The sequence below is a fragment of the Diaphorobacter sp. genome, from assembly GCF_050251835.1.
Classification (GTDB): domain Bacteria; phylum Pseudomonadota; class Gammaproteobacteria; order Burkholderiales; family Burkholderiaceae_C; genus JBFXIE01.
Genome location: NZ_JBFWLZ010000007.1, coordinates 70,227 through 85,146, shown reverse-complemented (window position 1 = coordinate 85,146; position 14,920 = coordinate 70,227). Strand labels below are relative to the sequence as shown.

Sequence of the window (14,920 nt, the reverse complement as noted above, 5' to 3'; positions counted from 1 at the left end):
CGCCTCTGCGCCATGGCCCTGCTCTTGCCGCTGGCCGCCTGCGTCAACATGTCTGGGCTCAGCGGCGGGTCCAAATACGCCTGCGCGGCGCCCGAGGGCGTGGCCTGCGACTCGGTGTCGGGCACCTACGCCAACGCGCTGCACGAGAACCTTCCCAGCCAGCGGACGTCGGGCACCGCCGCGGGCGATGCAGCGGCGCCGTCGAGGAGCGCGGTGCCCGTCGCACCGGCCCCGGCCCGTCAGCCGCTCGCGGCTCCCACAGCCGCGAATGCGTTGGCCGGCACCGGCGACGCGCCCGCCCTGGCGCTGCGCTCCCAGGCCCGTGTCCTGCGGCTGTGGACCAAGCCCTGGGAGGACGCCGACGGCGACCTGTGGGACCAGGGCTACGTCTACGTCCAGGTGGACACCGGGCGCTGGCAGATCGACCACGTCCGCCAGCGCATCCGCGACCAGTACGCGCCGCTGCGCCCACCGCCCGCGGCCCCCTCCCCCGCCCCATCCTCGTCCGGCCAGGCACCCACCGAGACCGACGCGCCCGCCCCCTCCGAGGGCGCGGTGCAGCGGCCCACGTCCCTCAATCCCTTCCCTTCGCTCAGTCGGCCCCCGGCGGGCCTGGGCACCCATCCGCAGTGAGGCCACCATGCGCATACCCTCCACCGAAGCCCCGTCCGGCGAGTTCCGCGCGGCGCCGCTGTTCCCCTTCGCACTGCCAGCGGACACACCGGCCGAACAGTTCGCTGGCTGGCTGCCCTACTCGGCCTACCTCGCCCAAGAGAAGCTCTTCGTGAACCGCGACGGCATGGGCTTCCTTCTGGAAGTGATGCCGCAGTCGGGCGCCGACGAGCGCATGGCCGAGGTGCTGGTCTCGCTCTACGCCAACTGCCCGCCGGACACCGGCCTGCAGTTCCACTTGTTCGCCTCGCCGCACATCCGCCACCAGTTGCGCCAGTACACCAACCTGCGCGTGGAAGACGAGGACCAGGCCGAGAAGGCCCGCCCCTTCGGGCGGCCCGTGCCCAACGAGAACCTGTTCCGCAAGCTCGCTCGACAGCGCGTGCAGCACCTGCTGCGCGGCACGCAGACCTCGCTCACCGCGGGCTTCCACTACACCTTGCGGGACTTCCGGCTGATGCTGAGCGTGTCCTTCCCCGGCGATGCGGCGGATCTGAACAGCCGCGAGGCGCTGCTGACGCTGCGCGACTCGATGGCCGCCACGCTGCGCGCGGCCATGCTGCCCAACCGCGTGTGCGACGCGGCCGACCTCATCAACTGGTGCGCCCTCTTCACGAACCCCGACCGGATCGCGCACTCGGACGCGGAAGACCTGCAGTTCGATGACGATCGGTGGCTGCACTACGACGATGGCCGGGAGATTCGGGACCAGATCGTGGACTTCGACACCATCCAGGATCCGCATCCCTCCGGCATCACCCTATGGAAGGAAACCAGCGCCGAGGTGCTGGAAGCGCGCTTCTACTCGATCAAGAGTTTCCCGGAGAAATTCGCGTTATGGCAGATGGGCTCGCTGATCGGGGACCTCATGCAGCCGGCGCTGCAGTACAGCGCGCCCTTCCTCATCACGCTGGGCGTGCACATCCTGGACCCCAACGCCACCAAGTCCGTCGTCACCGCGAACCACGTGCGCGCCACCCAGAACGCCAAAAGCAAGATGGCGGATGTGATGCCGGATGTGAGGAAGAAGCTCGACGACTGGTCCGCCGCGGCGAACGCCATCGACACCGGCGGCAGCCTCGTCAGTCTGTACCACCAGCTCGCGATCTTCACCCACCCGGACAAGTCCGCCTCGGCGCACGAGGCCGCCAACGCGATCTGGCGCGCACGGGGTTTTCAGCTCAATTCCGACGCCTACATGCACAGGCAGGCCTTGCTCGCGAGCCTGCCCATGACGCTGACGCCGAGGATGCACAAGGACCTGGGCAAGATGCGCCGCGTCACGCGCAAGACCATGTCGAACGCGATCCACATGGCGCCGCTCATTGCGGAGTGGCGCGGCACGCGCACGCCGGCGCTGGTCTTCGGCGGCCGTCGCGGCCAGGTCATGACGCTCGACCTCTACGACAACGATCTCGGGAACTACAACTTCGCCATCATCGGCGCCCCCGGCAGCGGCAAATCGGTGCTGATGAACGAGCTGGCCTGGTCCTACCGCGCGATCGGCGCGAAGGTCTGGATGCTGGACCTGGGCCGCAGCTTCGAGAAGCTCTGCAGGAAAGCGCAGGGCACCTACATCGAGTTCCGCGCGGATTCCAACATCTGCCTGAACCCGTTCACGATCGTGCGCGACATCAACGAAGACATCGACATGCTCGTGCCGGGCATCGCCAAGATGTGCTCGATGCAGCATACGCTGGAGGAGGTGCAGTACAAGGCCATCTCCGCCATGGTGCTCAAGCTCTGGCGCGAACATGGCCCGGACCTCACGATCACCGGCGTGCGCGACGCCTTCAAGACCGGGACCATCGAGGAACTTGGCGTCAACGGTGACCAGCGCATACGGGACCTGGCGATCATGCTCAACCCTTACGCCAAGGGTGGGCAGTACGAGCGCTTCTTCGAGGGCCGGTCCAACGTCGATTTCAGCAACGATTTCATAGTCGTCGAGAATGAGGAACTCAAGCGCCGGCCCGACCTGCACGCGGTGGTCAACATCCTTCTGTTGCACCAGATCACCGGGGAGATGTACCTCACGCGCAACCGGCGCAAGGTGCTTTTCATCGACGAGCTGAAACAGCAGTTGGGGGACATCGGCGCCGACGATCCCGTCAAGGCGGCCGTGGTGGAGGAGGCAGCACGCCGTGCGCGCAAGTACGGGGGCGCGCTCGGCACTGCTACCCAAAGCGCCGACGACTACTACGGCAGCGCCCAGATGGAAGCGGCGTTCAACTGTTCCGACTGGGTGTTCCTGCTGCGGCAGAAGCCCGAATCCATCGAGATGCTCGACCGCAAGGGGCGCCTGTCCATGGACGAGCCGAAGAAGCGACTGCTCAACTCGCTGCGCACCGAGGCCGGCGCTTTTTCCGAACTCTACATTTCCTCGCCCGTCGGCGAGGGTGTCGCCCGCAACATCCTCGACCCGGCGACCCATCTGCTGTTCTCCAACAAGCTGGAGGACAACGCCCCGATTGACGAACTGCGCGCCCAGGGCCTGTCGATCGACGAGGCCATCACCGAGCTGCTGCGGCAGCGGGGGTACGCGCTATGAGGGCGCTCCTGCTGCATGCGCTCGTCGCCGCGCTACTCGCCGCTGCCGGCATCGCGGCCTACGACCGCTGGGTGCTGCGGCCCACGCTCGTCGTCGGCGTGGTGGACCTGTCGGAGGTCTACCGCGCCAAGGAAGCCGAGTTCACGCAGATGCTCACAAGCACCGGCACCGAGGCCGAACGCGAACAGGCGCTCGCACTGGCTCGCCGCTTCTCGCAGCGCCTGCCCGCGGCGCTGGAGGAACTGCCGCGCGAGTGCGGCTGCCTGGTGGTGATCAAGAGCGCGATCGCCGGTGCGCCGAACAGCCGCGATCTCACGCCGGTGCTACGCAGAAAGGTAGACCAGCCATGACCGAACCCGTCTCCACCAATGCGGCCATCCAGGCGTCTGGCTGGTGGCGCCTCCACGTCCGATCCTTCGCGGAGTTCCTGCGCCACATGCGGCGGCGCTGGTACCTGTACCTGCCGGTACTCGCGATCTGGGGCTTCGCCTACGTGCGCCTGTTCGTCGACCCAACGCCGCGCGTGCCGCTGCTCGTGAACTGGACACCAAGCCTGCCGTACCACGTGGCGCTGATGCAGTTCCAGCAGAGGCCCGTGCGGCGCGGCGACCTGATCGTCTTCGCCTTTGCTGGCGAGGCACAGGCGCACTACCGCGGCCTGCGCGGCCAGCCTTTCTTCAAGCGGGTGCGCGGCGTTCCCGGCGATGTGGTCACGGTCTCGGACCGCACGGTCTTCGTCAACGGCGAAGCCGTGGGCCGGGCCAAGACCCACGCCTACGACGGCCATCCGCTCGCGCCCATCGCCCCGGTGGTGATCCCGCCGGGCCACTACTACGTCCAGGGCATCGGGCTCCACAGCTTCGACTCGCGCTATGCCGAGAGCGGACTGGTGCGCGATGGGCAGGTGCTGGGCATCGTCCAGCCGATCTTCTGAGGAGTCGGACCATGCCCCGTAAATCCAGCATCGCCCCCCGCGTGGGCGCCAGCCTCGGCCTCCTGCTGGCTATTCTGGCGGCGGCCTCGAATCCCGGGCGGGCGCAGACCAGCCCGGCCTTCGGTCCGGTGAGCACGCCTTCCACGGCCGCGCCCGCCGATGACATGCCGCTGGCCGACTACCTCGGCCTGCTGCGGCAGATCGCCCCGGCCGCCGAGCAGGGAGCCCGCACCTACCTCGCCGCCGCGCAACTGCGCTGCGGCCGCGCGCCGACCTCGACCGAGCTGCGGCAGGCCCTGTCCGAGGGTGACGGCCAGCCGGCGCTGATGGGGCTGATTCGCGCCGCCCACCAGCAAAACAAGGCGGCGCGGGACCGGTGGATCGCACAGATCCCGTGCCCGCGGGGAGCTGCGCGATGAAGCGCACCGCCTCTTTCGCCATCGCCCTGCTGGCCGGGACCGGCCTGCCCACGCTCGCCACCGACCTCGGCACCCTGGGGCCGACCTACGAGATCGCCGAGCCCCACCTTCTTCGCATGATCGAGGAGCGCCTGCGGGACAAGGAACGCTCGGGCGAACTGGCCCGCATCGAGCAAGAGGCGCGCGCCCGCGGCACCGACATCGTCAGGAATCCCGTGCCGGTAGCCAGCGTGCGGACCACCGCCACGCCGCGCACCTTCTACTTCAACCCCACGTACACGCTCGACCGCAACCTCCTGGGCGCCCAGGGCGAGCTGCTGTTCGCCGCGGGCACAAAGGCCAATCCGCTGGACATCGTGTCCCTCTCGCGCCACCTGCTGTTCTTCGACGCACGCGACAGCCGCCAAGTCCGCCGCGCACGCGAGCTGATGACGCACTACCAGGGCAAGGTGAAGCCGATCCTGACCGGCGGCTCCTACCTGGATCTCATGAAGTCCTGGCGCGTCCCCGTCTACTACGACCAGCAGGGGATGCTCACGCGGCGCCTGGGCATCACACAGGTGCCCGCCCTCGTCTCGCAGGAGGGCAAGCGGCTGCGCATCGACGAAATGGAGGTGACGCAATGAAGCGCCCCTGGTTCACCTCCTTGCTCCGATGGCTGTCCGGACTGGCCCTGGCTGCAGGCGGCGCTGCCGCAGGCGCGACCACCTGCACCGGCAAGTTCCCCAACCCCATCACGGACATCTGCTGGAGCTGCATCCTGCCGCTGAGCATCGGCAGCGCCCGCATCGGCGACTTCGGTTCGCAGGAAGACATCGAAAACCCCGGCAGCCCGCTGTGCACCTGCGGCGTCAACCCGGTGATCGGCCTGTCGGTCGGCTTCTGGGAGCCGGCCCGGCACGTCGAGGCCGTGCGCAAGCCCTTCTGCCTGACCTCGCTCGGCGGCATCGACCTCAATCCCGGCATCCCGGCACCCGAGGCCGCGCGATTCACACGGTCCGAGGGCGATGGCGATGGTGGCAGTTTCTACCAGGCCCATTTCTACGTGAACCCCGTCCTCTACTACCTGGAGGTGGTCACCGATTTCCCCTGCCTGGAAAAGGGCAGCTTCGACCTGGCCTACCTCACGGAGGTCGACCCGCTCTGGGCCGACGACGAACTCACGCTGATCATCAACCCGGACGCCGTGCTGTTCGCCAATCCGGTGGCCATCGCGGCCTGCGCTGCCGACTGCGTGGCGGCCTCGCTTGGCTTCGGGATCCGGGAGATGTTCTGGTGCGCCGGCTGCCAGGGCGGCCTTTATCCCATGAACGGCCATGTTCCGTACCACTTGGGCGGCGTGCGCACCGCCGCGCTGATGGCACAGCGGCTGACGGCCAAGATGCACCGCGAGCTGATCGCCTGGGGCTGGCACGGCACACCCGGCCTGTGCGGACCGTACTTCCTGCCCGTCATGGACAAGGCCGCCTACAAGACCCAGCTCACCCATCCAATCCCGGCCACGTCAAAGGAAACCGGCAAGTGCTGCCAGCCTTTCGGCCGCCAGACCGTCACCTGGAGCGCTGGCAAGGAGTACCCGGTACGAGGCGAGGACTTCAGCTTCATCTTGTTCAGAAAGAGGAACTGCTGTGTGGGCTACTGACCTTCTCTCGCGACACCGGATCGCCTCGGCCTTGGCGCTGGCGCTGCACGCGACGGCGGCAACGGCCGCCGGACCCGACATCACCGAGGCCGACCTCGAGCGCGTGCGCCGCGAGCAGCCCACCGTCACCGAGCAGGACATCGAGCAGGCGCGGCGCAGGCATCGCGAGCCGGGCGAGGCCGAGCTGAAAGCGGCACCCGTGCCGTCGGCGCCGGCCATCGAGGCCCTGCCCCAGCCGGCGACGCGCACGCCGATAGACCTCGAAGCGCTGGCGCGAGGCTACGCCTCGCAGGTCGACGCGATGCAGGCCGCCGAAGGGCTGGCGCGCGGGCCGGGCCTGTTCGTCTTCGTGAGCCTGTCGATGCCACGGCCCGCCCTGCAGCGCCTGATCGATCAGGCCGCGCGCGCCCGCGCCTCGGTCATCCTACGCGGCCTCGTCAAGGGATCGCTGCGCGAGACCGTGGCGCAACTGCAGCCGCTCATCGGTACGCGCCAGGTGGCGGTGCAGATCGACCCCCCGGCATTCGACCGTTTTTCCATCGTGCGCGTGCCCAGCTTCGTGCTCGTGCGCGACGGCACGCGGCCGGTGTCCTGCGCCAGCGGTACCTGCGCGCCACCCGAGGCCTTCCTGCGCACGGCGGGCGACGTGAGCCTGGACTACGCGCTGGAGCACATGGTGCGCACCGCCCCGGCGTTCCAGGGCGATGCCGCGGGTTTCCTGCAACGGCTGAAGGAGTAGGAGCCCGCCATGCGCCCCGCCCTCGTCCTCCTCCTGCGCCGTGCCGTGGTCTGGCTCACGCTGGCCTGCTTCGTCACGACGCAGACGGTCGCGCAAACCGGTCCGCATGCCGAGGGCACAGCCGCGGGCCAGGCCGCCAACCCGGTGATCCGCGGTACGATCAACGCCCCCGACGCATCGGCGGTGGTGCCGGGCTACACCACGACGCCGCCCGAGCGCGGCTACTACGGCCAGCCCAACCTCTCGGGCCAGACCAGCGCCCGGCTCGCGGCCTGCGCGACCACCCCGAACGATCCTGTGTGCCAGGCGCTGCTGGGCGCGCGGGCCTCGGCCAACACACCGCGCGAGCCCGTCTCGCCCTACGACCCGGCTGTCCTCGACGCGCGCCGCGTGGCGGCCAACCCCTCGACGGCCCTGGAGGACATCGCGAGCTACTACAGCGGCTGCCAGGTGGAGACCGTGGCCACGCCCGCGACGGAGACCCGCGTGTGCCGGCAGTACAGCGGCGCGACTGCCCAGTCGTGCGCCCGCACGCTGTCGGTATCGATCTCGCGCACCAGCAGTTGCCCGCCGGGCGAGTGGTTCGCCCAGGCGGCCTCCGGCAGCGTCGCACTGGGCGTGCAGTGCAAGCCCGACCAGCCGGCCTCGGGCCAGCGCTTCCGGGTGACCAACGCCGGTGTGCCGGTGGCCTTCTTCGACGTCGATGTGGGCTCGGGACTGGTGTTCCCGCAGATGGTGGCCCCCTTGCCCAACCCCGCCTGGCCGCCGGGCGGCCAGAACGGTGTCTGGGTCGTCAACAACCGCTGTGATGGCGATGCCTGCCGGCTGACCGGCTTCATCGCGCAGGAGTACCGCCAGGTCTGCACGGGCGGCGGGGGCGACTCGGGGGACATGAATTGCACCAACGAGCGGCCGTTCCTGGAGGTGTATGGCGCCTGCCCTTCGGGCACGCAGAGCGGCGACCGCATCGCGCACACGACCGGCTCGGGCGGTGATGCCGGCGACATCCAGACCACCTACCTCGACGAGGGCCGCTGCTATGCCCCCAGCACCGACCCGAACGACGCGCCGGGCCAGGACGTCACGGGCACCTATTCGGCCTCTTACTGGCGGTTTGGCAGCAACCGCCCCATCGTGGGCTTCCGGCTGAACGCGTTGTACGGCCCGATCCCGCAGATGACGCTGAGCTTCGAGCGGCCCCACACCACGGTGACCGAGTCGGACCAATGGGATGAGCAGTGCCCCGCACTCGACAGCGACGGCCGCTGCGCCGTCACCGGCGCGGCGCGCTGCGCCGACGGGCCGGCCACCAAGGTGATCGACGGGGCTTCGGTCACACGCGCGTGCTGGCGCTACGAGACCTCGCTCTCCTGCCAGTACGGGACGCCCACCGACGAGTGCGCGCCACTGGCCGCGGCAGGCTGCACGCCATCGGGAACCGTCTGCCGCCAGATGAACCCGGCCACGGGCACCTGCGAAATCGCGGAGAACACCTACAGCTGCCCGGTGGCCCCGGGCTCGGCGGTGACGGCGCGCAACTGCCCGATCGACGTCTTCTGCATCGCGGGCAGCTGCTTCAATACCACGTACACCAACGACGCCGACTTCGCGAGGGCCATGTCCTTCCTGGAAGCGGGACGCGAGGCAGGGGTCTACCTCGATACGGACAACCTCCAGGTATTCCGGGGCGAAGCCAACCGCTGCCGCGACCGCCTGCTCAACAACTGCTGCATGTCGGACGCCTCGGGCCGGGGCATGAGCAACCAGAGTCTATTCGGGGTGGGTTCGCGACTGGTTTTCGATGTGTTGATGAATTCCGGCAACCGCGACTTCCTCTACCACGGAATGCAGGCGCTGCTGATGAGCGGCGGATTCTCAGGCAGCTTTACCACCTATGGCGTCACGGTGGCTATCAATGGCACGGCCCTGCCTGCCGGCTCGTCGGTGCTCTATGCCGGAGAGAGCGTGGTGGTGGCCTTCGACCCATGGAGCCTGGTCATCGCGATCGTCATCTACGTGGTGATGTCTGCGATCTCCTGCGACGAAGAGGAAGGCAAGCTGGCGATGAAGGAAGGCGCACGGCTGTGCCATACGGTCGGCACCTACTGCTCATCCTGCATCCGCATCCTGGGCAAATGCGTCTCCTGCATCACGCACACCACGACCAAGTGCTGCTTCAACTCGGCCCTGGCCAGGATCATCAATGAGCAGGGTCGGCTGCAGGTCGCGAAGTGGTGGGGCACGGCCGAAGCGCCGGACTGTTCGGGCTTCACGATCGCGCAGTTGCAGAGCCTGAACTTCGCGCAGATGGATCTCACCGAGTTCTACGCGTCGATCGTGCCAAACCTGCCTAGCGCAGGAGCGATGCAAGGCGGCGCCGTCGGTCGCGCGAGCAACTGCTACTACGGCGAAGGAAGATGCCAATGAAGAATACCGCCACCCGCGCCAGATCCCGCTTCGCAGGTATCGTCGTGATCCTCCTTCTCGCCACGCGAGCGCATGCCGAGCCGATCCGCACGCCCGTGACCGATGCACGGCCCGTCCTGCTGGCGGCCTTGCAGTCCACGGACGGGGCAGCCCACGGCGTACTCATCGGCAAAGTGGCGGATGCGATCACCCGGCATTTCCAGGCCACCTCGCCGATCTATATCGATGTGTCCACCGTGAAGCGCTACCGGGAGACGGGCTGCAGCCGACTCAAGGTGCTCTTCTGGCAGGCGGGCTTAAAGCTGCCCGACGTTGCGGTGCCGCGCAAGCAGACCATCGAATTCGGTATCAACTACTGCCTCGACGGCCTGCCGCCGAAGTCGCTGCTGTGAGGACGCCATGATGAGCTGCCCCACTTACGCGTACCTGCGGTTGTTGCCGATCCTGGCACTGGCAATGGCGCTGGTCACGGCCGCGGCCCAGGAAGCAGCCCCTGCCGCTGGGCAGGTCGAGCCCCGCCCCTACTGGTCCGACCGCTGGCGCGGCTGGCACTTCTACGAAGACCCTCCGCTGGAGGAGCCCGCGCCGCCACGCGCGCAGGCCGTCCCGGCAAGGCCAACCAAACCGGCAGATCCGCCCCGCCCGCCCGAGCTGGTGGAATTCGAGCGGCTGCAAAAGTCCCTCGAAGACCTGCGCAACATCGCGATCATGCGACCGACCGAGTCCAACGTGCGGCGCTACATGGAGCTGGAGATGCAGGTGGTGAACCGCGCCTCCTACTTCGCCGACGTGGCGCAGCGCGTGGCCTGGGCCACGCCCGAGCTCGATCCGACATTGCAGGGCCGGCCCGTCAACGCCCAGGCGCTGGAGGTCTTCGAGCGCCAGCAGCGGACCGACCGCTCCGCCTCGGTCGCCGAGCTGGGCCGCGACCACGTGATCATCTTCTTCTATCGCAGCGACTGCCCCTACTGCCACGCCTTCGCGCCCACCCTGCAGGCATTCGAGGCGCGCCACGGCATCCAGGTCGTACCCGTGAGCGTGGACGGCGGCCCGATGCCGGGCTTCCCGCGCGCCCGCCCCGACAACGGCATCGCCACGGCTCTGCAGGTGACCCAGGTGCCGGCCGTTTTCCTGGCCCAGCCCACCACCGGAAAGATCACCCCGATCGGATCCGGCGTGCTCTCCGAGTCGCAGCTGCTCGAGCGCATCGCCATCGTCTCCTCGCCCACCGGCGAGGCCATGCTGCCCGGCGCGACCCAGCACCTGGCCCTGCCCTAGGAGGTTTCCATGTCCCGTCCCTCCCGCCCTGTCCGTGCTCGCAAGGCCGTCGCGCTGGCCGCGGCCCTGGTCGTGCTATCCGCCACGCTGCCCGCCCGCGCCGACCTCAACAGCGAGGTCAATGACATGTTCAACAACCTGGGCGCCATCGGCAACTACACCGCACCGGGAGCATTTCGCGGGCAGACCTACAACACCTACACCGGCGGCTCGCTCATGATGCGATCGCCCAACAAGGTCTATCAGCTCGCGGCGATCCAGTTTCCGAGCGTGAAGGCGGGCTGCGGCGGGATCGACGTGTTCGGCGGCTCGTTCTCGCACATCTCCGCACAGGAGTTCAAAAACCTCTTGCGCAACATCACGGCCGCGCTGCCCGGCATTGCGTTCCAGCTCGCGCTCGAGGCCGTGTCCCCACTCCTCGGGGGCCTGACCAAGTGGGCGAAGGGGCTGGAGACCTGGATCAACAATGCCCGCATCAATTCTTGCGAGACCGCGAAGGCGATCGTCAGCAGCGCGGCCGAGGCTGTGGGCTACAGCTCGCAGGAAACCTGCTCGGACCTGGCGATGGAGATGGGCCTTGAGAGCGACCGCGACGCTGCCCGCCGCCGTTGCTGGACCGACCGGCCCAGCATCCTGTCTTCTGCCCGCTCATCGGGCGATGCCAATGTGCGCAACAAGGCGCCTTTCGTGGGCAACCTGACCTGGAAGGCGCTGCAGTACACCGGCTCCTCCCTCGACGACGCAGGGCGTGAATTGATCATGAGCATGGTCGGCACCGTCATCTATTACCCCGAGGAATCGGGACGCGACCCGGAGCCGATCGCACCGACCCTGACGTCGATCAGCCAGTTGCTCTACGGCCAGGCCGCCGGATCGGGCAACAACGTCATCCAGCACCTGCTGCGCTGCAACGACTATTCGACCTGCGACGTCGTCTCGACCAACACCGCCTACGACCACGTGCCCTTCACGGCGCGCGTGGAGACCATGATGCGCTCGATCGCCGACCGCATCGCCACCCGCACGGCCATCCCCAACAATTCCGCCGAGGTCGGCTTCGTCAACCAGACCACCGAGCCGGTCTACAAGATGCTCTCGGTGGGCACCAGCATCCCGGGCTCGGGTCTGGCCGACAGCCTGATCGGCCAGTACCGCGACGTGATCGCGGCGGACTACGCCCACGTCTTTCTCGAAAGGAACCTGCGCCTGGGCATGGCGGCCCTGGCGAAGGACTACACGCTGCAGCAGACGCAGCGCGACCAGGCCAACCAGATCCGCCAGCGCGCCCAGGCCATCCTGCTGCAGATCTCCCAGGAGAAGAACCTCCTGTATGCGAAGGTCGGTTCCTACCGCGCCGTCGCCAGCCACCTGGAGCAGTTGGAGCGCCAGTTGCGCTCGAGCATGCCCCAGCATGTGATGGACATGCTGGGCCAGCAGGCGGCCCACCTGTCGCGTTGACGCCGATGGTAGGGCACGACCATGTGGGAGATCTACGCCTACCAGAACGCGGACAGCCTGTTCGGAGTATTCAACGCGTCCGCCGCGATTCACGCCTCCGGCGACTACGCCTCAGCCGTCGCGGCGGTGGCCTTCTGCGGCTTCGTCGCCGCGCTCATCGCCTACGCGTTTGCCCCTGAAAAGCTCCAAGGCTGGAAGTGGCTCGCCTCCGTGGTGCTGGTCTTCGGCATCCTGATTGTGCCCAAGGTCACCGTGGGCATCGTCGACAAGACCGGCGGCTCGCCGGTCAAGGTCGTGGACAACGTGCCCTTCGGGGTGGCGCTGCTGGGCAGCCTGACCAGCACCATCGGACACACGCTCACCGGGCTATTCGAGACCGCCTTCCAGGTGATCCCTGGAGCGGGGGCCTTGCCTTCGGAGCTCTCCTACCAGCAGAACGGTTTGATGTTCGGCAACCGCCTCGTCAGGGAGACCGGCAACGTGGTGTTCCAGGATCCCGCCTTCCGCACGGACCTCGTGAACTTCATTCACAACTGCGCGATGTACGACCTGATCGACGGCTCGCTCGATCCGGCCACATTCTCCGCCTCCAACGATGTCTGGCCGCTGATGGCCTCACCCAACCCTGCGCGATTCAGCACGCTCACGGGCGCAGGCGGAGCCGTGGGCGTGGACACCTGCCCGAACGTGTACCAGAGCCTCAATGGTCGGCTGCCGGCACAGTTGCAGCGCATCCAGAGGCGCCTGGCCTTCCAGCTTAACCCGACGCTGCCCGGCACCGCGGCGGCAGCCGCGATCGCAGGCCAGATCCAGCAGGCCTACCTCAAGAACAGCATCGCCAACGCATCGGCCACTGCCGCGGACATCATCCGGCAAAACGCGATGCTCAACGCGCTGGAGGACACCGGCAAGATCGTCGGGCAGAAGGTCAACGACCCGGCCTCCATGGTGCTGGCCGTGGGGCGGGCCCAGGCCGTGGCTCAGATGAACGCTTCATGGCTGAACTACGGCAAGGTGGCCGAGCAGGCGCTGCCCGTCTTCCGCAACGTGATCGAAGCGGTCACCTACGCAATGTTCCCGCTGTTCGTGCTCCTGCTGCTGCTCACCAGCGGCCGCGAGACGATGATGGCGTTCAAGGGGTATGCGTCGATCCTGATCTGGATCCAGCTCTGGCCGCCGCTGTACGCCATCCTCAACTACATGGCCTCGATCTACGCGGCCTACGACCTGGCAGCCGCGGCGGACCTGGGTACCGGCGCGAAAGCGCTGGCGCTGCAAACGGCCTCGGTGATTTACTCACGTGCGCTGTCGGGAGAGGCCATCGTCGGGTACCTGGCGATTAGCATCCCGTTCGTGGCCTGGGCCGCCTTGAAGAGGATGGAGAACTTCGGCACGGCGCTGGTGGGCGGGCTGTCGGGGCTGCAGGCCACGCTGTCGGGTTCGACCTCGGCAGCTACGGTGGGCAACACGTCGCTCGGCAACGTCTCCATGGACCAGATGCAGCTCGCGCCCAACCGCACCTCGGCCTTCATGGGCAGTTGGCAACACGACCTGAGCGGCAACACCTTCTCGTCGAACGCTCTCACGGGCATGACGGCGGTGAGCCTGCTGCGCAACCAGGGCTACGCCTCGCGGGTCGTGTCGATGCGGGTGTCCGAACAGGACGTGCAGGACGCCAGTCGGCAGGTGGATGCCGCGCGCAGCGAGGCTGTGGCAGCCAGCAGCGAGCGCTCGTCCGTGCTGGCGGAGGCATTCACGAAAGGCGTGGCCAAGCTGCGGTCATCGCGTAGCAGCAACGGCTCCACGTCAAGTAGCTTCGAGCAGTTCGGCGAGACGCTCAACCGGCTCGACCAAATCAGCAAGAGCGTGGCGGATACCACCGGCCTCACGCAATCGCAGGTTGCGCGGATTGCTCTTGGCGCATCGGGCCGCCTGGGCGTCAACACCCCCATTGCCAGCCTCAACGGCACAGCCTCAGCCGACAAGAACTACATGTCGGGCCTGTCAGCAGCCGAACAGAAAGTCCTCACGTCAATGAACAGCGAGCAACTCGCCGAGTTCAAGCAGTTCGGCGACCGAGCCTCCCAGGACAGGAGCTTCATGAACGTCATCGCCAGCGATGCGCGCGAAGCGCAGGATCTTTCCGCCCGCCTTTCCTCGACTGCGGCACGTTCGGAGCGTGCCGACGCAAGCCTCGCGGAGCGAAGCGCCTTTGCGGAGCGCGTCTCGACCGCCTACGAACGGGGCGAGACTATCGCCATCGACATCGCCCAGGACCCGCACAACCTCGCCATGTTCACCCGCTACGCCGAGCAGTACGGCGGCAACAGCGCCTCGGCGCGCGTGCTTATGGAAGCGGAACTGGCCCGGCAGTCCCTGCGCCCCCATAGCGTGTTCTCGGACGGCACTGCGGTGCCCATGGCCTTTGGGGACCTTCAGGCCCAGCACTTGCGGAACTCCGGCGATCCGGCATTGGCACCCGACCTCACAGGACGCCACCAATCAAATCAGGGTGACGTGCGCCGGTTCGGTGGCGGTGCCACGCCACCCACGCCGACGGCGGGTTCGGCTTCATCAATGCGCAGCACGGTTCGGGAGGAAGGCAAACGTATCCGGGCAACCACTTCGGCCGATCAGGGAACATTCGACCGCAAGGCACAGATCACGAGGACGCCCGACGGCACCCTGGCGTCCGAGCGCTCCCTGATGATGCAAACGGGTAAACAGGTCAAAGAGGATGCCGCGCCGTTGATCGATGAAGCGAAAGAAGCTGTAAAGAAGGCCCTGAAAAAATAGCTGA

At 67.6% G+C, this 14,920-nt stretch carries 13 protein-coding genes and 1 pseudogene; all 14 read left to right on the top strand.

The features are described from left to right. Nucleotides 1-48 precede the first annotated feature (48 nt). The 14 genes and pseudogenes from AB7E35_RS04425 (at nucleotide 49) to AB7E35_RS04360 (ending at nucleotide 14,916) form a co-directional block, all read left to right on the top strand. Complete coding sequence (locus AB7E35_RS04425) at nucleotides 49-633, top strand: TraV family lipoprotein (RefSeq protein WP_428167159.1); 585 nt, start codon at nucleotides 49-51, stop codon at nucleotides 631-633. 7 nt (nucleotides 634-640) lie between these two features. Further along, on the top strand, nucleotides 641-3,223 hold the full coding sequence (gene traC / locus AB7E35_RS04420; RefSeq protein WP_428167158.1) for a type IV secretion system protein TraC: 2,583 nt from the start codon (nucleotides 641-643) through the stop codon (nucleotides 3,221-3,223). Further along, on the top strand, nucleotides 3,220-3,573 hold the full coding sequence (locus AB7E35_RS04415) for a hypothetical protein (RefSeq protein ID WP_063460689.1): 354 nt from the start codon (nucleotides 3,220-3,222) through the stop codon (nucleotides 3,571-3,573). Before traC ends, AB7E35_RS04415 begins: the two co-directional genes overlap by 4 nt. After that, the gene (gene traF, locus AB7E35_RS04410) at nucleotides 3,570-4,157 is read left to right on the top strand and encodes a conjugative transfer signal peptidase TraF (protein WP_013722356.1); all 588 of its coding nucleotides are present in this window, start codon (nucleotides 3,570-3,572) and stop codon (nucleotides 4,155-4,157) included. The genes AB7E35_RS04415 and traF (AB7E35_RS04410) overlap by 4 nt, the downstream gene beginning before the upstream one ends. A gap of 11 nt (nucleotides 4,158-4,168) precedes the next feature. Further along, a complete protein-coding gene (locus AB7E35_RS04405) occupies nucleotides 4,169-4,576 on the top strand; it encodes a hypothetical protein (protein ID WP_428167157.1) in 408 nt (135 codons plus the stop codon). After that, on the top strand, nucleotides 4,573-5,202 hold the full coding sequence (traW, locus tag AB7E35_RS04400) for a type-F conjugative transfer system protein TraW (RefSeq protein ID WP_013722358.1): 630 nt from the start codon (nucleotides 4,573-4,575) through the stop codon (nucleotides 5,200-5,202). Before AB7E35_RS04405 ends, traW begins: the two co-directional genes overlap by 4 nt. Then, the gene (locus AB7E35_RS04395; RefSeq protein WP_063460690.1) at nucleotides 5,199-6,218 is read left to right on the top strand and encodes a TraU family protein; all 1,020 of its coding nucleotides are present in this window, start codon (nucleotides 5,199-5,201) and stop codon (nucleotides 6,216-6,218) included. The genes traW and AB7E35_RS04395 overlap by 4 nt, the downstream gene beginning before the upstream one ends. A 22-nt stretch (nucleotides 6,219-6,240) precedes the next feature. Next, a pseudogene (locus tag AB7E35_RS04390) lies at nucleotides 6,241-6,333 on the top strand (type-F conjugative transfer system pilin assembly protein TrbC); the annotation flags it as partial. Between the two features lie 186 nt (nucleotides 6,334-6,519). Continuing rightward, nucleotides 6,520-6,957, top strand: coding sequence for a type-F conjugative transfer system pilin assembly protein TrbC (trbC, locus tag AB7E35_RS04385; RefSeq protein WP_374413561.1), 438 nt, complete (start codon nucleotides 6,520-6,522; stop codon nucleotides 6,955-6,957). Nucleotides 6,958-6,966: 9 nt separating this feature from the next. Beyond that, entirely contained in the window at nucleotides 6,967-9,384 is a 2,418-nt protein-coding gene (traN, locus tag AB7E35_RS04380) for a type-F conjugative transfer system mating-pair stabilization protein TraN (RefSeq protein ID WP_428167156.1), read from the top strand. Continuing rightward, entirely contained in the window at nucleotides 9,381-9,776 is a 396-nt protein-coding gene (locus tag AB7E35_RS04375; RefSeq protein ID WP_016448308.1) for a hypothetical protein, read from the top strand. Before traN ends, AB7E35_RS04375 begins: the two co-directional genes overlap by 4 nt. Nucleotides 9,777-9,783: 7 nt before the next feature. Further along, nucleotides 9,784-10,662, top strand: coding sequence for a conjugal transfer protein TraF (gene traF, locus AB7E35_RS04370; protein ID WP_063460692.1), 879 nt, complete (start codon nucleotides 9,784-9,786; stop codon nucleotides 10,660-10,662). 9 nt (nucleotides 10,663-10,671) lie between these two features. Then, nucleotides 10,672-12,120: a conjugal transfer protein TraH gene (locus tag AB7E35_RS04365; RefSeq protein ID WP_063460693.1), complete on the top strand. Its 1,449-nt coding sequence runs from the start codon at nucleotides 10,672-10,674 to the stop codon at nucleotides 12,118-12,120. A gap of 21 nt (nucleotides 12,121-12,141) precedes the next feature. Continuing rightward, nucleotides 12,142-14,916, top strand: coding sequence for a conjugal transfer protein TraG N-terminal domain-containing protein (locus AB7E35_RS04360; protein ID WP_016448309.1), 2,775 nt, complete (start codon nucleotides 12,142-12,144; stop codon nucleotides 14,914-14,916). Nucleotides 14,917-14,920 lie beyond the last annotated feature (4 nt).